The sequence below is a fragment of the Salmonirosea aquatica genome, from assembly GCF_009296315.1.
GTDB classification, from domain to species: Bacteria; Bacteroidota; Bacteroidia; order Cytophagales; family Spirosomataceae; genus Salmonirosea; species Salmonirosea aquatica.
Window position 1 is genome coordinate 1 of sequence record NZ_WHLY01000004.1, and the last position, 21,883, is coordinate 21,883.

Below are 21,883 nucleotides of genomic sequence, written 5' to 3' on the forward strand. Positions count from 1 at the left end.
GATAATGTTACGTTTAACGGAGCTTTTTTTCCCAAAATGCAGATTTTGCAGGTGAAACTTTCCATAGGATTCCTGACTTCTCATCCGTAGGCTTACCCGATACGCTCGATTTCCGTAATGTAAAATTCGATTTTCCACAGGGCTACTACCTGAATGGAGAAAAATTGAATTTCAGCCGTTCAAGGCTCAGAGCTCCCACACAACAGAAATGCGCGATCCTGATTTCTGGTACGGATGTCGGTCAGTTACTACTCCCGTATGATCGTTTTCAACTCGTTCTTGATTCCAAAGCCACTTATGAAGAAATCGTCAGTACCTATGAGACCATAATTAGCAATTGCAAAAATGCCGGGCTGCTAGAAAGTGTGGAGGGGGATATCGAGTACAGGAAATTACAAATGCGCCATGATCATGACTGGGTGGGGCCTGCAATAAATTGGTTCAATGGGTGGTGGTGGGAATTTTGGCTATGATCGAGGCTTGATTTTATGGCGGTGGTTACCATGCTTCTTTTGCTGTTTCCTGTTAATCAACTACTTATTTATTCCCACACTCTGGAATAAGATGTACCAGGATCCCGAGCTGGGTATCGTTTTTTCGGAAAAACAAAACCAAAGAACCGATCAGGCCACCTGTCAAACATGGTCTACAGCGCTTTCTCTTCACCGTGTTCTATACCGCCGTGATCTACTTTGGCTTCAAACTCCGGCACGAATCGGTCAATTATAAGCATGGAATTTTGATGGCCTATCTCTACTTCATGTACGGGGTAGGTACCATCCACATGGCCTTTGCATTCAGTTATATTTTAAGCGCTTACTAATACGCAACCCAACACGACCCCTTCACGCTTTGAAAGTACCTCTCCGTGGCCAACTACATTTCTGAAAACGACATAGAAGCCGCCTGCTGTGGGGTGCTCATGGATGAGCTGCACTACGACGAGCACCTAAACCTTTGGCAGCTCCCAACGATGGAATACGGCCTTCGCCGCACCGATGCTGCCGACCTGGTCCGGCTGGGTACCCTGCGGCCAGTGTGCGGAAGCTGAATATCGGCATTTCGGAAAAGGTGCTGGCGGAAGCCGTGCAGGAAATACCAAAAGCCGGGCGCACCCTGAGCTTGTTTGAAGCCAACCGGGAAATCACTTCCCTGCTGCGCGACGGCACGAGTACCAACGCCAAGGGCGATTATACCAAAGAGCGGGTGCGGTACGTCGACTTCAATAAACCGGGGCTAATCATTTCTGCGTGGTGCAGCAGCTCACCATCCGGGGCAAAGCTACCCGTCGGCCCGACCTGATCGTATACATCAACGGGCTGCCGATGGTGTTTGTAGAACTGAAAAATGCCATTGAATCCACCCAGCAAGCCTACACCAAAAACCTGAGCGACTACCGGGCGCGACATCCCACGCTGTTTCATTACAACATGGTGGTGTCCTTTCCAACTCCATCGACACCAAGGTAGGCAGCCACACGGCCGATACGAACAGGTTTTCAACTGGGAGAAAATCGCCGACGAAACCGAAACGCCGGTTCTCGAAACCGAAATCGACCTGTTGCGCGTTCTGCGCGGATTATCCAGAAATACGTCCTGATCGACCTGCTGGAAAACTTCGTGCTTTCTACGCCAACTGGGCCAAGATCGTGGCCAAGAACTACCAGTATCTGGCGTCAACAATGCCCTGGAATCCTTCCGCCACGCGACCAGAACAACGGTAAATTGGGGGTATTCTGGCACACCCAGGGCAGCGGCAAAGCTTTTCGATGGCTTTCTTCACCGAGAAGATCCGGCGCAAAGTCAGGGGCCAGTTCAAGTTCTGATCGTAACGGACCGCGAGGATTTGGAGTTCAGATTTACAAAACCTACGTCCGGTCGCAACTTATTGAAACAGGACAAGGAAGTGGAAAACAAAGCGAGGCCCGATTTCGGGTACCCACGGGCGCTTTTCTACCCAAGATGCTGACCGACGCTTCGACCTATGTTTTCACGCTAATCAACAAGTTTCGCGTCAATCCGAAAGACAAAGGGTTGCCTTACCCCAAGATTACCGACAGCAAGGATATTGTGGTGCTGGTGGACGAAGCCCACCGGAGCCAGTACGCCGAGATGGGCGAAAACATGCACCGTGGCCTGCCCAATGCCAATTACATTGCATTCACGGGAACGCCCCTGCTCGATGCCGACGAGAAAACCAAAGAATGGTTTGGCGACTACGTCAGCCGGTACGACTTCGCCGACAACGTGGCCGATGGCTCCACGGTGCGGATTTTCTACCAGAACCGGGTACCTAAGGTCCTCTTGCAAAACGACACGCTGAACGAAGAATACGCCGAAATCATCGAAGACGAAGACCTGAGCGACGAGCAGCAGGAGCGGCTCACCCGGCAGTATGCCAACGTAACCACCGTTATAACCGACAATGACCGGCTGGAAACCATCGCTAAAGATATTGTGGAGCATTTCCCCGAGCGGGGGTACCTGGGCAAGGGGATGGTCATTTCGATTGACAAGTTTACCGCCTTGAAGATGCACGACAAAGTAAAGCGGCACTGGGAGGATCGGATAAGGAACTTCGGGGGCAAATCAACAAGCTGCCGGCCGGCTCGGCCGAACGGGCCCAACTGGAAACCAAACGCCGGTGGATGCGTGAAACTGAAATGTGCGTCGTCGTTTCCTACGAAGCCGACGAAGATAGCAAATTCAGTAAAGCCGTTCTGGATATGCGGCCCCACCGGGCCATAATGAATAGGACGTGGGGCGACGACCACGAAACCATCGAAGACCGGTTCCGGAATCCGGCCGACAAGTTGCGGTTGGTGTTTGTCTGCTCCAAGTGGCTGACGGGTTTCGACGCTCCGTCCGTTTCGACGCTATACCTGGACAAGCCTATGCAGAACCACACCCTCATGCAGACTATCGCGCGGGCCAACCGCGTAGCCCCCGCCTTAAAAAGCGACGGCAGCGTGGCAGTGGAAACGGACGATTTTGCAGACAGCCACGAAAAAAAGGCGGGAATTGTGGTGGACTACATTGGTGTATTTACCCGCTTGGAGAAGGCCTTGGCCAAATATGGCCGTTCTTCAGAGGGGAAAAGCACCTATCCCGCTGAATTATTCGACGACCTGTTGAAGTACCTGGATGCGGCTATTGATGTGGCGGTTGAATTCATGCATAGTCAGGGATTGGACATCACGCAGCTAACCGACAGCACCCAAACTTTCGATCAGTTGACCAATTTTCAGGCGTTTGCGGATAGCCTGTCGCGTACCGAAGAATTGAAAAAGGAATTTTCAGTCTTCCAAAACGCCATCAGTTCATTTTATGAGGCCTGCCGCCCTGAAATCCTCACTGAACGACTGCTGCCCCCGTCGCCCAACAAGGGCAAATACAAACGCACGAAGGAAGTTATCGAGTACCTCCGTAAAATCATCAGTCGCCGGATGGATGAAACGGGAGATTACGACCAGGCCAAGATCAAAGCGGATCAACTCATTGACGAGTCCATTATCTCCATGGGCTACACCATTCAGTCCCTGGCCGAAATCGACCTGAGCGACGTAGACTTTGACGCGTTGCAGCAAAGGTTCAAAGCCAAACCCTACAAGCACCTGGCCATAACCGATATGGTTGATTTCTCAGGGGTCAGGTACAGAAACTGCTGAATAGAAATGTGAATCGGGTGGATTTGGCCCAGAAGCTCAATGACATTATCGCCAACTACAACAATGTCAGCAGCGATGTGGAAGCTTTTTTCAAGGCTTTGAAGGAATACGCCGAGCAACTGCGCGAAGAAGAAAAGCGGGCCGCCGCCGAAGGGCTCACCGAGGAAGAGCTAGAAATCTTCGACCTGCTATTCAAAGACGAACTGAGCCAGGCGGACAAAGACAAAGTGAAACGGGCCGCGCAGCACCTACTGCAAAAATTACAGGATGTTGACACCCGAAAAACGGTGTTAACTGTGGACTGGTATAAAGACGTGATGTTGCAGGGGCGGGTAAAAAAGCTGCTGGGAGACATTCTCGACAAAGAGTTGCCAAACTCCTACGACACCCAGCAATTCACCGAGAAGCGGGACACCGTATACCAACACGTTTACAAACTAGCAGCGCAAGGACAGCGGTACTGGGCGTAATTGATTTGACACTCCAACCTACAATCCTATTTGATAAAGATGACTGGGTAAAAAAAAAGTCTGTCATTTTAAAATAATTATAGTCAAAATCATATTGAATATTTTTATAATATTTATTTTTTAGGTACTTCCACTTTAATAAAAATCCTATATGAACACGGCATTTAATTCTTATATAAAAGATATCTTTATTGAAGTACCAAATTATAAATACAATCATAAGCCATTTTCATCGGATGCATCAAGAAATGAAAGTCACATTTTTATAGGCCGTGAAAAGTTAAAATCAAATTTTCTTCATATATTAAAAAATGGGAGTAAAAATGGCGCATATCTTGTTACTGGCTATCGAGGCATGGGCAAGACAAGTTTAGTAAATAATGTTGTAAGTACCTACGCGAAAGAAAGAAAAGAGGATGAAGTTAAACCGATAAAAATAAGCTTGGCACAATCAAAATTGGAAGAAACAGATGTATTAAGATATATCCTAAAAATATTACATGAAAATATTAGAGAAGAACGATTAAAGTATTATATGCCTTTTATAGATTATCGATCGTTACTTTTTGCAATTTTTAGTTTTTTTACAGGATTAATAATATTGTATAATTTCAAGCTGGGGTTTGAAATCAATGATTTGAAAGATTATTTAAAAGAAAGTTTAAGTTTTTGGGGTATAGTATTTATAGTTTTATGTATAGTAAGCTTTGTTTTAATATATACACTGGCAAAATATTTGTTAGAAGCATTAAATACTTTTGTTAATGAATATGGAAAATTAGAATTTCAATTATTATCAATTATAACAATTGGATTTGCATTAGAAATTCATCAAATGGGTTTTCTTTATACAAATATATTTATATTTATATTTGTATCATATATTGTGTTCATGATTTTTTTATTAATGATATTTTATATAAATAATTACAAAAAAGTATATCAAATATATAATTTATTCAAAAAAATTAATAATTTATATGAGAGAAGTCATTCCAATGTTACAACAGAATCTGGGGAGGCTGGATTGAATTTAACTACTGATTCTTTGTTGAATTTTACAAGGAAAGGATCACGAGCATTCCCTATTGCATCGGCAAAAGAAATTGAATATGAGATAATAAGCATTTTGAAACAATATAGTTTTAAAAAGTTTATTTTCATATTCGATGAGTTAGATAAAGTAGAAATGGAAATGAATGATCAACAGATAAATGCTGCGCTTTTTCAAGATGCAGATAGAACTTATTTGAATGACTTACGAGAACGTAAACAGATAATAATAAAGTTATTGTCATCTCTAAAACATTTATTAACAGAAGCAGAAGCTAAATTTATTTTTATTGCTGGTCGTGAAATGTTTGATGCATCACTTGCCGATATATCAGACAGACAATCGGCTCTTGGAAGTATATTCCATTATATATTTTATGTGGAAAGTTTTCTAAAAGAGACGAAAGTTTCGACTCATTCTAATTCAAATAATCTTGTTGAAGAGTATTTAGGTCAAATATTATTAAAAAACCTATCAACTAATCATAATGAAAACCTATCATTCTTACAAAGATATTGGAAATATCTTGTCGAATTAAAAAAAGGAAAAAATCAAACAAATGAAGAGAATAATTATTTTAGTGCTAACGAAAATGATGAAGATTTAGTTAAGATAATTATTTCTTTACAAAATTTTTCAACTTATCTATGGTATAGGTGTGGTGGATCTCCAAAAAAGTTAATAAAATTAATAGAAGAGAATTTTATTCAATATAAGTCACTGCCAAGCTTACAAAATTATTCAAAATATCCTACAAATGAGAGTAATAAATCTAAGCAAAAGTCAACTTTTATATCGTTCAATGAGCCAGGTATATATTTTGATGATATGAGTATAATAGTATCGAGTAGTTCAAATAGTGAAAATAAAGTATTTATAAATTTTTCTTTTCGGCAACAGTATAAATTTGGCTTTACTTCTTATTTGTTTTATCCATTTATATTAAATCAGAAAACAGTTCTAGAGAATTATAGTGATAGTATAAATGTTTCGACACCATATTTGATGGATAGTATTATTAAATTTCATCCTTTTGCTTTTTCAACTCATAACTTAGAATTGCTTCCAGAACTATTATCCACTAATAAATCACCTGAATTAAGATTTTTTGTACAAAAACTGATAGATTACTTAGGGCAGAATCATATAAGAGAAACAGATTCTGGCCTTTTCAAATATAAGTTTTTTGAAAAAACACATAATGAAATTTCATATATATCAAAAGTCTTTGATGAAGAATCTGCTGCATTTAATTTTAGTCTAGATGAAAGCCACGCAATTCAAAACCATATAGTTCATAAAATTGAATATTTGCGAAACAATTTTAAAGATTACCAAAAAAAAGAAAATGCTTCTATTGAATCATTACTATTCCTAAATGATTTACTTGGGGATAGTCTACTTTTCGATGAATCCTATAAAGATGCTATTATATCATTACAAGATGCCCTACATGATGTTCCTATACCTACAAAAGATACACCTATTGAGATTTTTTTAGTTTGGATGCGCATAAAGCTCAAACTTTCCATGGTGTTCGATAAAATGAAGTATTACGAAATGGCCGTTGGTCACCTTGGACTAGCAATGGAGGTGGCTCTTGGATATTTATCGGCAAGGTATGCCGCTAATAATACATCGAGCAATGAAATTAATCATGAGAGTGTTTCCAATAATATTATATCTAAACTCAAAAGTTCGAATAACGCAAAAATTAGATCAAGCTCAGAAATAATTATTAATAAACTTGAAACTCCACTGTATCGAGAACTATTACATGTTACACAACACGCAATTTTGGGAGCTTTGTATGTTCAAGAAAAGTTTGCGGAGGGTATAACGTTTGCTAAATTGGAGAGCTACCTTAAGCAATATGCCCAAATTCATGAACATGGTGCTTTTAGTGGATATCGCGGAAGAGATATGATGATGGGGCATTTTTATGCCAGTCTGGGGACAATCTTATACTTCAAAAACAAAACTCTCCCATATCGAACAACATTAGATATTTTAGAATTTCGAAATGGTAGGAATGGACTAAATAATGATGAATTATGCGCAGAAATTGCTGATCGTATAAAAAGAACGCCCGTTTTTAAAATAGGCAATACCAATAATAATGGAGATATTAATTCAGAGCTTTCGTTCGCAGATTACGTTGAAAGCTCATACAAAGAGCTCTACGAAGTTTTTAGTATGGATTCGTCAACTTTTCGCTTTTCTTTTATTACATATATTTCTTATAAAAAATCATTAGCTACCTATCTGGCGATGAAGTTTGAGTCAGAAAGTAACAATAATGAGGATAAATTAAAATTATATTACTTATCAAATTTGATTAAAAGTAGTGTTAGACTATTAATTAAATATAAAAATGTCCATGGTGCTAGAAAATTGATTTCTCTGGCAAATATTATAACTAAAATTGCAGATCTATTACTTCCATTGTACAATTCAGCAAACACTAATGAAAAATTATTTGCCAATATTAATATTAAAGATTTTGTTCTTACTGATACTGATAAATTTTTAGATGATATAATGTTCAATAATGAAAACGGGCTTACTGAACAGTTTATTTCATCTCCTTTAAATAATAAAAAATCGATTAATCTTAGTTATTTACTTCAAATGTATTATTTGGCTGGAAGGTTATATGCAAAAGCAGGAAGATGGGTATCATATGGATTTCAACTTAAAAAAATATTAATGGCCATTCATAATACAGGTGTTTTGAAAAATTATCATTATGGTGATCATATAATATTAAATGATTTTTTAGATAAATATATTGTAAAAGAAATATTAAAGCAAAATTCATTGGTCAATAATTCTTCTGATCGTAATCAAATAGCCACCTTAAGATATTATACTGGCCTCTCGAATTTATCACTTCCATTGGATCTTACAAGAATTTTTTACCAAAATGTTTCAAGTAATCCTGATTCAAAGGAAGCTATTCTAATCTATTCTTTAATTACACTTAAAAATAGCAGTATAAATCTAAAAGAAACCATAATAAGAGACAAAAAATTGCAATGTAATTCAGTAAAAGATAAGCAACATATAGAAACTAATGTAAAAGAAAATAAAATAAATAAAGAAGAAGATATTGTTAATGAATATTATAAATATATAAAAGAACTCAATTACATAGGGCAATATAATAGTATTTCACATCGATCTGTTCGTGTTATGGAATTATCATTGCAGATCAGAATCAATCGATTATTATTATATCAAGTTATATCTTCAAATCTAAGGATTAGCTTAAATAATGAGGACATGAAAAACCCCGTCAGATATTGTTATTTAGTTCCTAATAAGTCAAGAGAATCAGTGGATCTTAATTGGAATGATCATCTTCATAAATTAGCTCTGAGAATTAAATTTCCCGTAGATTTACAAGACCTTCATATAGATAATAGCCTAAATTCAGTAATTGGGAATGATAACAATAAAGAATCTTTTATTAATAAAACATATCTTAAAGATTTTTTGGAACAAATTATATTGACTTGCAATGATAAAATAAATCGTAATTACTATTTTTTCAAAGAATACACTAATCTAATTATAAATTCGATTTTTTGTCTTCATCAGTCTATCCTTGATTGTAGAATGTATGGAATAAATTATATACAAGGTCCTGCCTATTTAGGGTATTTTCATAGAAAGATGGGAGATTGGTTAAAACACCTTAATCTTTGTAAGATAATTAATAATATATTGTTGTTACCAAAGTACCAAAATGATGAATATAATAATATTAAAAATATATTAGATATCATGTTTAGGAATATGGATCGTCTTGTAGGCAATACATCATTAAGAAATATTGATGACTTTTTGTCTCATTATCAGATGGCTCTTGAATGTTATAATGATTGCTTACAATTGCATAGTGAAGGCCCAACTTATAAAAATCAGCTAAGTAATATGATTTATCTAGAAGATGACTATGGTGATAATATTAGCCATTTTGGTGCTGCAATTGAACGGCAACTAATAAATTCAGGAAGAATTGAGCAGGTTATTAAAGAACTTGAAAAGGAGCTGAGTGTATCTAAGCTTTATAATTCTGATAACTACTATTCGTAATTTAATCAACTTTATAAGTTATGGTTATTCCAAAAAAACTTAGTCCAGAAAGCTATACCTTTCTGAACCCCGCCCCCAAGCGGTATTTCGTTTTTGAACCCTTCCGAAATCAGGGTTCAAAAAGTAGGTTCATTGCAAAAAGAACGCGTACCTTTATGACCCCTACTTGATGACCGTTACCACGGACCGGCTTATGAAACAGACCTTTGGCTATGCTCGCGTCTCGACGGCCGACCAGAACACCGACACCCAGATCGACGCCTTGCAGGAATATGGCTGCGACCGCATTTTCCAGGAAAAGATTTCCGGCCTGTCGGTCCAGCGCCCTGCCCTGGATAAAATGCTCTCGCTCCTGCGCCCTGGTGATACGGTGGTTGTCTCGCGTTTCTCGCGCCTGGGCCGCAGCCGCGACCACCTGATCAGCCTGATCGGCAGTTTCTGCCAGCGGGGCATCATCTTCAAGGCGTTGGATCTGGGCATCGACTCGGCTACCCCTTCGGGGAAGCTGGTCATCGGCATCTTCGCCGCCCTGGCCGAGTACGACAGGGAGATGATCCTGGAGAAAACCCGCGCCGGGCAGCTGCTGGCTAAAGCCAGAGGGAAGCATATCGGCCGCCCATCCGGTGTGAACCGGGAGAACTACACCAAGGTCAGGAAAGCCCTTGAAAAAGGCTTGTCGGTCAACGAAATCGCAAACCTGACAGGAATCAGCCTATCCAGTGTGAAGCGCTACCGCAAGGCGATGAGTGCCGCAATGCCGCAAGGGTAGCTTCCTACAATCAAACCAGTCCCTGCCATGTGCTACCATACCTCACTGAACGTCAAACAGGCTGTCCTGGAAGCCCGCTACCGGGCCCAGATGCCCGAGGGCAAACGCTGGGATCCCGTAATCCACGCCAACGCCTATGCCGTGCCGGTATGGCCGCTCGTGACGTCTGAGCAACCCCATACCTTCGCTATGCTGATGTGGGGGATGATTCCCGGCTGGGTCAAAACAGTCCAGGATGCCAAAAAGCTGCGCACCATGACGATCAACGGCCGTTACGAGGCCATGTACGAGAAACCGTCCTTCCGGGCTGCAGCGGGTGCGGAGAAAGGCTGCCTGATCCCCGTTTCGGGCTTCTTCGAGTGGCACACCCAGGGCAAGAAGAAGTACCCTTTCTACATCCGCCCCAACCAACAGGAAATCGTGAGCATTGCGGGCCTGTGGGACGAGTGGGCCGATCCGGCCACTGGGGAGGTGCACTCCACCTACACCATGCTGACCCAGCCCACCAACGCGCTGATGGCCAAAATACACAACAGCAAAAAGCGGATGCCGTGCCTGCTGACCCAAGAGCAGGAACGGGAATACCTGAAAAAGTCCTTACAGCAGAAAGAGGTTTTGGAATTATTGGCCGAAGCCTATGCGGCGAGTGCATTGGAAGCCTACTCCGTCAACAAGCTGATTACTTCCCGTACCGAACCGACCGACGTACCGGCCGTGCTGGAACCGCATACCTACCCGGAAATTGCCTATCTGTTATAAGACAAGTACGTATCCTATCTGATTTACAGCTAAATGCCCCAGCGGGTGGTGGGGCACTTCGACTTGCGCTCCTGGCGCATCAGCCAGGAGCGGTCGAAGCCCATGGCCGCCACCTTCACCGTGTCGCGGCCCATGCGCTGGTTGAGCCGGTCCAGCACGGCCATCGCCTTGCGGTCGGCCTCCCGCATGCGCTCGTTCATGGCGAACAGGTCGGTCTGGATGTAGTCCTGGTGCACGATGGCGCTGACCAGGATACCGGCTTTCTTGTAGGCGTACTGCTCGCGGTAGATCAGCTCCAGCGCCTTGGCCGCGCAGGCGATCAGCTCCATGCTCGAATTCGAGCACACCGGCAGGGGCACCGACTTGGTCCCGTAGTACTGGGGCCGGTCCTCCCAGAGTCCCTGCGTAAAGCATTGCCGACAACTCTGGTGTCTTGGCGGTTTTGAACCAACGAGAGATCGTTGGCTCGATTCGCGGTCCGATTTACATGACAGTCAATTTCTTGCGAAGTCATGTTTGTGATTCCTGCATTACGGTCAAATACAGGTCGGACATTTTGTTAGGTTGTACAAAGCCTGCCTGGTTTTTGCCCACCATTGTGTCCGATTTGGATCCCGGCATTTTACCGCCAACTAATTTCCTGCCTATAAGTAGCTGATTTCAAGAAAAAGAGACTAGCTTGTGAGTAAATCCCGCTGACGATCATCATGATCAGGTTCGCTATCCGGCCCTTACTCGGTTTGTCACTCTTCTTATTCAGCGGAGCAAGCCTCTGCGCCCAAAACACGATTCTTGAAACTGTCAGCACCCCTCCGGGCATTGATCCCCACGAGATCGCCGACATTCGCCAGGATAGCCGGGGATACCTCTGGCTAGCCACCGGCTCGGGCCTGCTCCGGTATGATGGCCACACCTGGAGGGTGTACCAGCATGATCCGAAAACCGCAAATTCGCTGGCCGGGGACAATGTCAGAAGCATTTGCCCCACGCGTGATGGGTTGATTTGGATCGGTGGATGGAGCGCAGGCCTAGACTGTATGAACCCGGAAACCGGAAAATTCACGCACTATGAGGTGGTGGAAACAAAGGAATACAGGTATGAAAACAACTCGATCAGTGCGCTTCTGGAAGATCACTTGGGAAATCTCTGGGTAGGCACGGTAGGCGGCTTATATCGTTTTGAGAAAGCGACAGGCAAATTCACTCCTTATAAATCGATTGCAGGCAACCCCGGGACTATCAGTCATCCGCACGTCAGCAGTATTTTCGAGGACAAACAAGGCACCCTCTGGGTCGGAACCGGCGATCAGGGCAGCTTGAAGACGATGGAGGGCGGCCTTAATAAGCTTGACCGGAAAACATCCACATTCACCCGTTACCTGCACAATCCCGCCGATCCGAACAGTCTGATTGAAAACAGGATATTGGCCATTTTTGAAGACAGCCGCGGGACTTTCTGGGTCGGGACGGGTGGAGATGGATTGCACACTTTCGATCGGAAAACCGGAAAATTCACCCGGCATTCTTTTCAGGAAGCACATTCCGACCGGCTCAGCTGTCCGTTCCCAAAAGAAAAAAACCTGCGTTCTTTCCCCACCAATGGAATCAGGTTTTTCCTGGAAGATCCGGCAGGTGGCATCTGGATCGGGACGCTCGACGCCGGGGCGAACCGGTACGATCCGAAATCGGGGCTGGTGACTTCGTACAAAACCGCCGAAGACGGTCTGCCTGATTTCAACCTTCTTTCCGCCTGCCGCACCAGGGACGGTACGCTTTGGGTAGGGACCATACCGGGGCATCTTATCAAAATCACCACAAAGTATAGCCCGATCACGGAAGTGGAAATGCCCTCGGGCATCCATTATTTCGAAGAAGATTCGACGGGTACGTTATGGATCGGGTCGATCGTAGGCTTGCTGACCGGTGATTTTGTTTCAAGAGAAGCATCCAAATGGCTCGTCGAGGCTTCGAAGCAAACTTCACTTTCGACCGATCACGTAACCCGGCTAAACCGCGACAGGCAGGGAAACCGCTGGATTTCCACCTGGAACAATGGGTTATACCGGTATGAGCGCAGGATTGGCAGGCATTCCACCGGGAAATTCACGCATTACCGGCACGATTCATCAGACGTTTCGAGCATCAGTCCGGGCGAGGCGGCTGGCTATTACCAGGACCGGGCCGGCACAGATTGGGTGCTCACCGCAGGGGGTCTGGACAAACTGGATACCCGTTCCGGAAAATTCACGCATTACCGCCATGATGACCGGGATAGCAATTCCATCAGCAATAATTACATTCTGACCGTCATCGAAGACCGTACAGGCGCATTCTGGGTCGGGACCAACGGTGGCGGGCTGAACCTGATGGACCGGAAAACGGGGAAATTCGCACATTTCCTGCCATGGAGCATTGTCACACAGCTGGTAGAGGATGCGGCGGGCACCTTATGGGTGGCTTCCACCGCAGGCTTGCACTACTACGACCGGAAACGCGGCGTTTTCATAGCCTTCACAGACCCAAGCTCGGGCAAGCCGCTTCCTTTTGTAAAAGCATTCATCGAAGATAATCACAGAAATTTGTGGGTGGCCGTCACGAATGGTATTGCCGCAATAAGTGCTGACCGGCGCTCGTTGCGGCTATTTGGTGCCAATTATGGCATTTCGCCCGGTGAAGATTTCTTTTTTGGGGGAAGCTACAAAAGGCGGGACGGCAGTATTTATTTCGGTAGCATGGACAGGTACTTCCATTTCCAGCCGGAAGAATTGTTAAAGAATCGCCCCATCGCACCCTTACTGAATTTTGCCGCTTTCCGGGTACATAACCGCACCATCACGCCTCGCGCCAAATCCGTGGAGCTCGCCTATGACCAGAACGTGTTTTCTATTGATTTCGCGGCCATCGATTTCCGGCATCCGGAGCTTCATTCATACACCCATAAACTTGAAAATTACGACCGGGAATGGCATCCAATCAGCGCGGAACGTACCGCAGATTACGCCTATGTCCCGCCGGGTAATTACCGGTTCCGCGTCCGGGCGGCCAATAGCGATGGTATTTGGGTTGAAAAATCCCTTGTTATCATCATTTCGCCTCCCTGGTGGAGGACCGGCTGGGCTTATGCATCGTATGCCCTGATTTTGGCGGGGCTTTTCTATGTCGGCTGGCAGGCTTTGTTGCACCGTGAACGGGCAAAAACCGCATTGAGGATTCGTGAGCTGAAAGTGCAGCAACTAGCAGAAATGGACCGGCTGAAATCTGATTTTTTCACCAATGTAACGCACGAGTTCCGCACACCACTGACTCTGATTATCAGTCCGTTGGAATATTGGCTTTCGAACATGTCTGAAAGCGATCCGTATGCTTCCCAGTTCCGGAGCATGCTGCGAAATGGCAGGAGCTTGCTGCATCTGGTTAATCAATTACTCGATCTCTCCAAACTGGAAGGTGGTAAAATGCAGCTCGATCTAAAGCCGGGCGATCTGATCCATTTTGTGAATCGTGTTGCCGGTTCGTTCCATTCACTTGCTGAAAGTCACAGGATCGCATTTCGGGTCACGGCGCCGGAAGGGAGTCTTTGGTTAAAATTCGATGCGGATAAGCTGGAAAAGGTTTTAAACAATGTGCTATCCAATGCCTTTAAGTTCACTCCTGACAATGGACAGGTTTCGCTGTCACTGCAATTGTCCTCAGTTTGGGAGAATCAGCAAAAAACCACCGGGGAACCGTTCGTTTTTGTTGAGATAAAAGTCAGAGACAACGGTCCCGGAATTCCGGCTGGTCAGCTTGAATGGATTTTCGACCGGTTCTATCAGATGGATGGTTCACTTGCCCGGGGGCACGAAGGCTCGGGCATTGGTTTGGCGCTTGCACGCGAGCTGGTGGAACTGCATGAGGGAACGATTGCGGTATCCAGTAAGCTAGGCCAGGGAAGTGAATTCAGGGTCTCGCTGCCATTGGAAATGCTTCATTCCGCCCAAAGTGGGCAGCTGGGTAAATCACCAGCCAATGCGGTAACCCTCCAATCCTACGAAACGATCGAGGCGCGCCTCTCTGAAAAGGGAACGCAGGAATGGTCTGATTTACATCCCGAAATTCCTCTGATCCTGGTTGTGGAGGATCATGCCGATCTGCGTGATTTCATAATGCGCTCATTGACGGAAAATGGAATTTACCGGGTTATGGAAGCTGTCAACGGGGCCGAGGGTTACAGGATCGCTCAGGAGCAAATTCCAGATCTGATCATTTCGGATATTATGATGCCCGTCCAGGCCGGACTAGATGGCCTGGAGTTAGGCCGGCGTTTGAAAAACGATGAGAACACCAGCCACATTCCGGTTATCCTGCTGACTGCCAGAACTTCGGTTGAGAACAAATTGCAGGGGCTGGAAACGGGAGCCGACGACTACCTGACCAAACCGTTTGAAGTGCGGGAGCTGCTCATCCGGGTCGGTAACCTGATCGAAGGCCGCCGCAAGCTGAAAGAACTCTATAGACGCGAAGTCGTTTTGCGACCCGCCAACATCACAATTTCTTCCGTCGATGAACAGTTCCTGAGTCGCGCCATGGCAGTTATCGAGCGGTTCATGTCCGACGAGAATTTCAATGTAGAAACCTTCGGTAAAGAAATCGGGATGAGCCGGATGCAGCTTTACCGAAAGCTGCAGGCCCTGGCCGGCCAGTCGCCCAGCGATTTTATCCGGACTTTCCGTCTGCAGCGCGCCGCACAACTGTTATCCTCAAATGCAGGCACAGTGTCTCAAATTGCCGATCAGGTCGGTTTCGCCTCGCATTCCTACTTCTCCAAATGCTTCCAGGATCAGTTCGGCAGAACGCCATCCGCCTTCCTTGCCGAGCTCGACCGCACGCTTTGAGCTGCTCCGATTTTCTGACGTATACACATTCCCGGTTACCAGTCTTACAGCTTTTGTTACGGGTGTTGTAGGGTTTTCGTATCTCAAAAAACCTTGTTTTCCGCACGTTACCGGATTGTTACATTGAGGGCGGATTGTGCTAGCCACCGCCTGCGCCGGCCAGCTACCTTTACAAAAAATCACCGCTTCTTCTTTTTGCATTCAACATACAGTATAAAATCATGAACAGCAAAAGCTTGCTATTCAGCGTGACGATAGTCATTCAGTCACTTACAAAAGCATTCTCACAGTCCCTGCCGCCAAAGACAATCTGGCAGATCGACAGCTTATTTTCGACCTGGACTTCCAACACCAGCCCGGGTTGCACGATCGGTATCGTGAGAAATGACACGCTGGTTTACGCAAAGGGCTATGGCATGGCTAACCTGGAGTACGATGTTGCCAACACCCCGGAAACCATCTTTCACGTTGCCTCGATTTCCAAACAGTTTACAGCCTGGTCGGTCCTTTTACTGGCGAGAGAAGGGAAGCTTAATCTCACGGATGACATTCACAAATACCTGCCCTGTTTTCCGGACCTGAAAGCAAAGATTACGATACAACATTTGCTGAACCACACAAGCGGAATCCGGGATCAATGGCAATTACTGGCCATATCGGGCACAAGGCTCGACGATGTGGTCACGCAGGATCAGATCATCAAGGTGCTAGCCAAACAACGGGCACTGAATTTCACCCCCGGAGACCAGTACAACTATTCGAGCAGCGGCTACACCATGCTCGCCGAAATCGTGAAGTCGGTAACTGGCCAGACACTACGCCAATTTGCAGATTCGGCGATCTTCAAACCATTGAAAATGACGAATACGCATTTTCACGACAATGGCGCGGAGATCGTCAGGAACCGCTCATATTCCTATAACCGCATGGAGGAGACGCATTTCACCAATAGCACTTTGAGCTGTTCTACCGCGGGGGCAACCGGTCTTTTAACCAACATTGTCGATTTAGCTGTATGGGTCACAAGCTTATGTAATCCAGTAAAGGCGGATCAGCAGACCGTTGAAATGCTAACGAAAAAGTTGGCATTAAACAGCGGCGAGCGATTGACCTATGCCAGCGGGATTACCGTGAATACCTTTAAAGGATGGAAGCAATATGCGCATGGTGGCAGCGACGCGGGTTTCCGGACACATATGGCTGTTTTTCCCGAAAAGAAAATGGGCTTCGTCGTGCTCAGTAATGTGGGTGATTTTGATCCCGACGCCAGGGTGCACGCATTGGCCGATCTTTTTTTGGAGGAAAACAAAATGGAGCCGAAAAGAGAATCGGCATACAGCCCGGCTAGGGTGTTGGCAGATACATTGGGACTTGCAAAGCTTGCAGGCAACTACATTGGCGACGACGGGCTCCCTTTGAGCTTTGAAAAGAAAGGCACTGGCTTGTATTCTCATCTTTTTGACCAAACTGCTCTTTTGCAGCAAGATTCACCAAACAACTTTTCACTGGGAGGGGCGGATCGTGCCCGTTTCATTTTCAAGACAGATGGAAAAGATACCACAGTGGATGTCAAGGCGGCAGACCAGTGTTATCACCTCGACAAGTACACATGAAACACATCGCAATCCCTAAACACATTGAAAACGTACCTGGGCGCCTATCACAGCCCGGAGCTGGATTGCAGGTATGAGATCGTCATGCGAAATGGCCAGTTGTTTATCACCAGTCCGAAATACGATTCTCCGATCACCTGCTCAACGGAAACTGGTGGATGAGCCATCTGACGATGTCACGGGATACAAAAAAACGCATCACAGGCTTCGAGGTGTAGGCATTCGGGGTCAAGCATTTGAAATTTCATAAAATAAACAACCAGGAATAATGTCATCCGCAACCATCCCAATTCCCATGAAAACCGACTCGCCCAACCTGGACAAAAAACTGCTGCTAATCCTGATCGCCGCATACGGGATCGTGGTGCTGATCATCTGCTGGTTTGCATTCGACAGCGTGCTGGCATTTTTCAGGTACATTCTCTCCCATACAGCTATCACTTCAAACAACGGCCACGATCTGTTCCTTTCGGGAAAATGATCAGTCCATTATACCAAACCTTCACTAACATCATGGAAATTTCACTAAAAAATACAGGTTCCAAAAGCATCTCCATCCGCAAGGGCCGCTACTTTTTTGTTTCAATGGCCATTCTGTTTCCAATTTTGGCCGCACTTGGCTTTATTCCGGACTATCAGATGTTCGCTCAGGAGAACATCAAATTGCATTGGTTTTTGCATGTTCATGGTCTCATTATGACGGCGTGGTTGGGAATATTTTTGGCGCTAACCCTGCTAGTCGCCAAGGACAATGTGAAACGTCACCGGCAGCTCGGGCAAACTGGATTTGTATTTGGCATCCTTGTCTGGCTGTCGCTGCTCGGTATTACTGTTCGCGCATTGATCGTCAATAATCCGCCCGAGCCAGGCGGCCAGTTTGATATCTTATTCATTCAGTTGTACTTACTGGTTCTTTTCGGCATTTTCTTTGCATGGGGAATACTCGTTCGGAAACAAGCGGCCGCTCACAAACGGTTACTTTTACTGGCAACACTGATCGTCATTCAGGCCGGCATTGACCGGATAAGATTTCTGCCCGGTCTTCAAACAGCCGTATTCGTCCGGTTTATTTATCTCGATATACTCCTGATTCCATTGTTCATTTACGATTGGCTCAGCCTCAGACGTTTTCATTTAATTACCTGGGTTGGCACGTTGCTGATCGTGATTTTTCAAACCAGTATTACGTTGAGTTGGGGCTCGCCCGGCTGGCACCATTTCTGGTATGCTGCAATCACGCCATTTGTGGAGCGGGTACCTGAAATAGAGCTTGCTGATGTGAAAACCGACTTGCTTCTGGGCAACTACGGTGACCAAAAATGGCATTTAACCGTCAGCCGCGAAGCTGGAAAGCTCTACTTGCAATTACCGGGAAATCCCAAATGGGAACTTGGTGCAGCCTCTGAAACTGACTTGTTCCTCAAAGCCGATAACTGGAAACTTCATTTTGTGAAAGGGCCCGATGGCAAGGTGACAAAGCTGGTGAATGACCAGATCTTCAAGGTTTGGGAGGTTCCGAGAATGCAATAAATTATCACAATAAAAATCCTAAATTCCTTTGGAATTGCTATTCTGCAACAACTGCAATGACGTCTATTTCAATGAGCAGCCCTTCAAGCGCCAGTGATTGCACGCCAATCCAGGTGCTGGCTGGAAGGTTCTCGAAAGGAAAAGCGCGTCGGAAAGCGTCGCCAACTACCATCGCATCTTCCTGTTTATAATTCTTTACATAGATATTGATCTTGACAACATCCCTTGTTGTCGCGCCCACAGATCCCAGCGCCAGTTGCAGGTTTCTGAAGGCTTGGTCTGCTTGTTTGGAAAGGTTATTTTCACCGATGAGCTCATTATGCTGATTAACGGAAACCTGACCTGATAGGTAGATCGTCGTCATTCCGCCATTATTGACAGTGGCTATTTGCGAAAATGCCTGCGTCCATTTGGGTAATCCTGGAGGATTAACAAAGCTCTTTTCCAAGGTCAGGGTATCTAATGAAACTATATGCAAGTCTGATTTTCATCTTTTTTAGTTGGAATCGATGAGCTTTGCATTCCAACACCCAATAAGATGGGTAATTGTAAATCAACCGCATCTAGAGCCATTGATTACTAAGGTACGTAAGAAAAGCGGTAATCCTCCTATTGAACCTGCTACATTTGACTGGACATAAAGTTAAGAATGATCTAACTGAATGTCCAGTCAAATGTAGCAGGTTCTTTCTGCCAGTTTCTCGTAAAAATCTACCCCTGTATCCCGAGATGGAGCAAGAGAGGTTGCTTATTGCAAATTTTTCTTCAATATGTAGATGAACATCGCGGCACGTTCTATAAACCCCATTTGTCGGTAGATACCGTGTGCCCGCGTATTGTCCGCTCGCACGTGGAGGTATGGTAGTTTTCCCTCAGCCCGAATATGCCGTATCTGACTATGGATCAATTGCCGGGCATAGCCCCTGCCGGTGTGGTCGGGATGGGTACAAACGGCACTAATCTCCACGTGGGTACCACTGTCAAACCGCCGACCCGCCATTGCTACCAGTTGTCCTCCCTCGTAGATCCCTTCATACCCGCCAAAAGCGATAGTGTCTGCCAGAAAAGGCCCCGGTGGGCTAAGCTGAGTTAGGGCCAGCATTTGTGGCACATCGCTTCTGGAAAGGGCCGGTAGGGGCGCATCTCCCGCATCGGGGGTAGCTCCCTCAAAAAGCATTTGGAAACCATCGATCCGATTAATGATTGTCCACGGTGAATGAGTCAGATTTTGCTCTTTCCTGAACAGAGCGACTGGCTGATTGTCAGGAACCACCTCCCATAAATTGTCAAAATGCTCACGCGTATTTTCGGCCACGGCTGCAAACGGCGCAATCGCCGGCTGGAAATATTTGGCCCCTGCACTGCCTAAGGCCAGATGTTTATTGCCACTGGTCAGTGCCGACCAAACCGGATTATCGAGGGTTTCTATCATATGGTACGCGATAAACTATTCGGTCTGGGAAGTACTGGCCTGGTGAAGTCTTTGCCGGAGTCTAGCCTGAAGAGCTTCAATGGTAGCAGGCTTGTCCGTTTGGAAGGCATGCAGTAATGGACCTGCTAACCCCGGTGGGTTATACTGCGAGCCCCATAAGCTGATTTCCACCAGGATCGGTACCAGACCAATGCCTTTTTCGGTCAAGCTGTATACAAACTTTGACTTCTTATCAGTGGCCACGGCCTTGGTCACAAACCCGTACGTCTCGAGCATATTGAGCCGGTCAGCCAGAATGTTGGTGGCAATCTTCTCTTTTGAGTTAAGGAATTCGCCGTACGTCGATTTATCGAACAGAATCAAGTCCCGTATGATCAGCAGCGACCACTTGTCGCCGAAGAAATCAAGGGTATAACTCAGCGGGCAATCAGACCGGGGTTTTAACTTTTTCATAAACTGAATAAGATTTAACTTGCAAAATGCAAGTTAAATCACATACCTTTGTTCACTTGCATTTTGCAAGCAAATATAAGCGATTTTAAAATCCAATCTAGTTTAACAATCAAACAAAAAGCAAAACAAGATGAATTTATCTGAAAGAACCGTACTGATAACCGGCGGTGGTTCGGGCATCGGCCTGCAAATCGCAAAACTCCTGAGCCAGCGAGGGAATAAGGTCCTGATCGTTGGCCGCGATGCGCAAAAACTGCATCAGGCCGCAGCATCGTCGCACAACACCATCGCCCTGCCCTGCGACATTACGGACACCGGTGAGGTGGATAAGCTGGTCGATGAAATCGGATCCCACTACCCCGAACTGAGTGTGCTGATAAATAATGCCGGTATGGCTTTCAAATACACGCACTCAGAAGATGCCCAGGCCTTTAACAAAGCGAAACAGGAAATGGACACGAATTATTTCTCGCTGATTCGCTTGACTGAGAAGTTGCTTCCTACGTTGAAAAGGCATCCGGAAGCTGCCATCGTCAACGTCAGTTCGATTGTCGCCTTCTCCCCGTTAAGTGTACTTCCTACCTATTCTGACAGCAAGGCGGCCGTCCATTCCTACACACTGGCGCTGCGGCACACGCTGGCAAAAGACACGGCGGTGAAGGTATTTGAGCTGATGCCGCCTACCGTTAATACGGAGTTTTCTAAGGAAATCGGCGGACAACAGCACGGGATGCCCGCCCAGGAGGTAGCCACAGAGCTAATTGAAGGCATGGAAAACGATATGTTCGAGATTTACGTCGGTAGGACCAACTCCTTTCGACAACTTTTCCTGTCTGACCCCCAGGAAGCGTTCAACCTACTGAACCAATCCTGAAAAGGACGGATGGTACCCGAAATTGATCGGCTAATGTGGTATTGAATTTGATTGGGGATATCTAAGGTTACGGATAGTGCTGATGAATCCATTCGTTAAGCTCAATAGGTACTTCTCCTGATCACTGAAATACCATCGCACAGACTTAACGTCGCTCCGGAAAGTACCATGTCGCCACCGGAAAGTCTGCCCGATTCCAAGATTCCCTTGCGTCCACTCACTTTGTATCTGGTTGGCAACTAGTTCAGGCATAAGTCCGTTGTTCATTTCATTCAGGGGCACTCAAT

19 protein-coding genes are annotated in these 21,883 nt (G+C 45.5%); 15 read left to right on the forward strand and 4 right to left on the reverse strand.

Annotation, left to right across the window (positions count from 1 at the left end):
• Window positions 1-667 precede the first annotated feature (667 nt).
• From GBK04_RS31345 to GBK04_RS28665, 10 genes are all read left to right on the forward strand, one after another.
• The gene (locus tag GBK04_RS31345; protein ID WP_373331500.1) at window positions 668-823 is read left to right on the forward strand and encodes a hypothetical protein; all 156 of its coding nucleotides are present in this window, start codon (window positions 668-670) and stop codon (window positions 821-823) included.
• Between the two features lie 45 nt (window positions 824-868).
• A complete protein-coding gene (locus GBK04_RS28625; protein ID WP_152766480.1) occupies window positions 869-1,051 on the forward strand; it encodes a hypothetical protein in 183 nt (60 codons plus the stop codon).
• A complete protein-coding gene (locus GBK04_RS28630) occupies window positions 1,039-1,302 on the forward strand; it encodes a hypothetical protein (protein WP_152766482.1) in 264 nt (87 codons plus the stop codon). Before GBK04_RS28625 ends, GBK04_RS28630 begins: the two co-directional genes overlap by 13 nt.
• Window positions 1,254-1,469: a type I restriction endonuclease gene (locus GBK04_RS28635; RefSeq protein WP_152766484.1), complete on the forward strand. Its 216-nt coding sequence runs from the start codon at window positions 1,254-1,256 to the stop codon at window positions 1,467-1,469. Before GBK04_RS28630 ends, GBK04_RS28635 begins: the two co-directional genes overlap by 49 nt.
• A 150-nt stretch (window positions 1,470-1,619) precedes the next feature.
• The gene (locus GBK04_RS28640) at window positions 1,620-2,747 is read left to right on the forward strand and encodes an HsdR family type I site-specific deoxyribonuclease (protein ID WP_373331501.1); all 1,128 of its coding nucleotides are present in this window, start codon (window positions 1,620-1,622) and stop codon (window positions 2,745-2,747) included.
• A complete protein-coding gene (locus GBK04_RS28645) occupies window positions 2,648-3,667 on the forward strand; it encodes a type I restriction enzyme subunit R domain-containing protein (RefSeq protein ID WP_152766488.1) in 1,020 nt (339 codons plus the stop codon). The genes GBK04_RS28640 and GBK04_RS28645 overlap by 100 nt, the downstream gene beginning before the upstream one ends.
• A gap of 8 nt (window positions 3,668-3,675) precedes the next feature.
• Window positions 3,676-4,137 (forward strand): type I restriction enzyme endonuclease domain-containing protein, encoded by a 462-nt coding sequence (locus GBK04_RS28650; RefSeq protein ID WP_373331502.1) that lies wholly within the window; start codon window positions 3,676-3,678, stop codon window positions 4,135-4,137.
• A 151-nt stretch (window positions 4,138-4,288) separates the two neighbouring features.
• Window positions 4,289-9,292 carry a hypothetical protein gene (locus GBK04_RS28655; protein WP_152766492.1) on the forward strand — a complete coding sequence of 1,668 codons (5,004 nt, stop codon included), beginning with the start codon at window positions 4,289-4,291 and terminating at the stop codon, window positions 9,290-9,292.
• Between the two features lie 193 nt (window positions 9,293-9,485).
• Complete coding sequence (locus GBK04_RS28660; protein ID WP_152766494.1) at window positions 9,486-10,061, forward strand: recombinase family protein; 576 nt, start codon at window positions 9,486-9,488, stop codon at window positions 10,059-10,061.
• 27 nt (window positions 10,062-10,088) lie between these two features.
• Window positions 10,089-10,820 (forward strand): SOS response-associated peptidase, encoded by a 732-nt coding sequence (locus GBK04_RS28665; protein ID WP_152766496.1) that lies wholly within the window; start codon window positions 10,089-10,091, stop codon window positions 10,818-10,820.
• A 29-nt stretch (window positions 10,821-10,849) separates the two neighbouring features.
• Here the strand turns inward: GBK04_RS28665 and GBK04_RS31350 are convergent, their stop codons facing one another.
• A complete protein-coding gene (locus GBK04_RS31350; protein WP_373331570.1) occupies window positions 10,850-11,314 on the reverse strand; it encodes a DUF4113 domain-containing protein in 465 nt (154 codons plus the stop codon).
• A gap of 213 nt (window positions 11,315-11,527) precedes the next feature.
• Between GBK04_RS31350 and GBK04_RS28675 the strand changes: the two genes are divergently transcribed.
• From GBK04_RS28675 to GBK04_RS28690, 4 genes are all read left to right on the forward strand, one after another.
• Window positions 11,528-15,694, forward strand: a complete 4,167-nt coding sequence (locus GBK04_RS28675; protein WP_152766500.1) for a hybrid sensor histidine kinase/response regulator transcription factor — start codon at window positions 11,528-11,530, stop codon at window positions 15,692-15,694.
• 221 nt (window positions 15,695-15,915) lie between these two features.
• Window positions 15,916-17,307, forward strand: coding sequence for a serine hydrolase domain-containing protein (locus tag GBK04_RS28680; RefSeq protein ID WP_152766502.1), 1,392 nt, complete (start codon window positions 15,916-15,918; stop codon window positions 17,305-17,307).
• A gap of 295 nt (window positions 17,308-17,602) precedes the next feature.
• Window positions 17,603-17,788 carry a hypothetical protein gene (locus GBK04_RS28685; protein ID WP_152766504.1) on the forward strand — a complete coding sequence of 62 codons (186 nt, stop codon included), beginning with the start codon at window positions 17,603-17,605 and terminating at the stop codon, window positions 17,786-17,788.
• Window positions 17,789-17,820: 32 nt separating this feature from the next.
• The gene (locus tag GBK04_RS28690) at window positions 17,821-18,837 is read left to right on the forward strand and encodes a hypothetical protein (protein WP_152766506.1); all 1,017 of its coding nucleotides are present in this window, start codon (window positions 17,821-17,823) and stop codon (window positions 18,835-18,837) included.
• 37 nt (window positions 18,838-18,874) lie between these two features.
• Here GBK04_RS28690 and GBK04_RS28695 read toward each other — a convergent pair whose 3' ends face one another.
• The 3 genes from GBK04_RS28695 to GBK04_RS28705 form a co-directional block, all read right to left on the reverse strand.
• Window positions 18,875-19,285, reverse strand: a complete 411-nt coding sequence (locus GBK04_RS28695; protein WP_152766508.1) for a RidA family protein — start codon at window positions 19,283-19,285, stop codon at window positions 18,875-18,877.
• Window positions 19,286-19,585: 300 nt separating this feature from the next.
• Window positions 19,586-20,269 (reverse strand): GNAT family N-acetyltransferase, encoded by a 684-nt coding sequence (locus GBK04_RS28700; protein ID WP_152766510.1) that lies wholly within the window; start codon window positions 20,267-20,269, stop codon window positions 19,586-19,588.
• Between the two features lie 15 nt (window positions 20,270-20,284).
• Window positions 20,285-20,722 (reverse strand): winged helix-turn-helix transcriptional regulator, encoded by a 438-nt coding sequence (locus GBK04_RS28705; protein WP_152766512.1) that lies wholly within the window; start codon window positions 20,720-20,722, stop codon window positions 20,285-20,287.
• 130 nt (window positions 20,723-20,852) lie between these two features.
• On the opposite strand from GBK04_RS28705, the gene GBK04_RS28710 reads away from it, so the two are divergent.
• On the forward strand, window positions 20,853-21,596 hold the full coding sequence (locus tag GBK04_RS28710) for an SDR family oxidoreductase (RefSeq protein ID WP_152766514.1): 744 nt from the start codon (window positions 20,853-20,855) through the stop codon (window positions 21,594-21,596).
• Window positions 21,597-21,883: the final 287 nt, after the last annotated feature.

Excerpts from the sequence above, each read along its gene's own strand:
- GBK04_RS28685 (WP_152766504.1), top strand. The coding sequence starts at position 17,603 with ATGAAAACCGACTCGCCCAACCTGGACAAAAAACTGCTGCTAATCCTG.
- GBK04_RS28700 (WP_152766510.1), bottom strand. The coding sequence starts at position 20,269 with ATGATAGAAACCCTCGATAATCCGGTTTGGTCGGCACTGACCAGTGGC.
- GBK04_RS28690 (WP_152766506.1), top strand. The coding sequence starts at position 17,821 with ATGGAAATTTCACTAAAAAATACAGGTTCCAAAAGCATCTCCATCCGC.
- GBK04_RS28655 (WP_152766492.1), top strand. The coding sequence starts at position 4,289 with ATGAACACGGCATTTAATTCTTATATAAAAGATATCTTTATTGAAGTA.
- GBK04_RS28675 (WP_152766500.1), top strand. The coding sequence starts at position 11,528 with ATGATCAGGTTCGCTATCCGGCCCTTACTCGGTTTGTCACTCTTCTTA.
- GBK04_RS28710 (WP_152766514.1), top strand. The coding sequence starts at position 20,853 with ATGAATTTATCTGAAAGAACCGTACTGATAACCGGCGGTGGTTCGGGC.
- GBK04_RS28665 (WP_152766496.1), top strand. The coding sequence starts at position 10,089 with ATGTGCTACCATACCTCACTGAACGTCAAACAGGCTGTCCTGGAAGCC.
- GBK04_RS28705 (WP_152766512.1), bottom strand. The coding sequence starts at position 20,722 with ATGAAAAAGTTAAAACCCCGGTCTGATTGCCCGCTGAGTTATACCCTT.
- GBK04_RS28660 (WP_152766494.1), top strand. The coding sequence starts at position 9,486 with ATGAAACAGACCTTTGGCTATGCTCGCGTCTCGACGGCCGACCAGAAC.
- GBK04_RS28680 (WP_152766502.1), top strand. The coding sequence starts at position 15,916 with ATGAACAGCAAAAGCTTGCTATTCAGCGTGACGATAGTCATTCAGTCA.
- GBK04_RS28645 (WP_152766488.1), top strand. The coding sequence starts at position 2,648 with ATGCGTGAAACTGAAATGTGCGTCGTCGTTTCCTACGAAGCCGACGAA.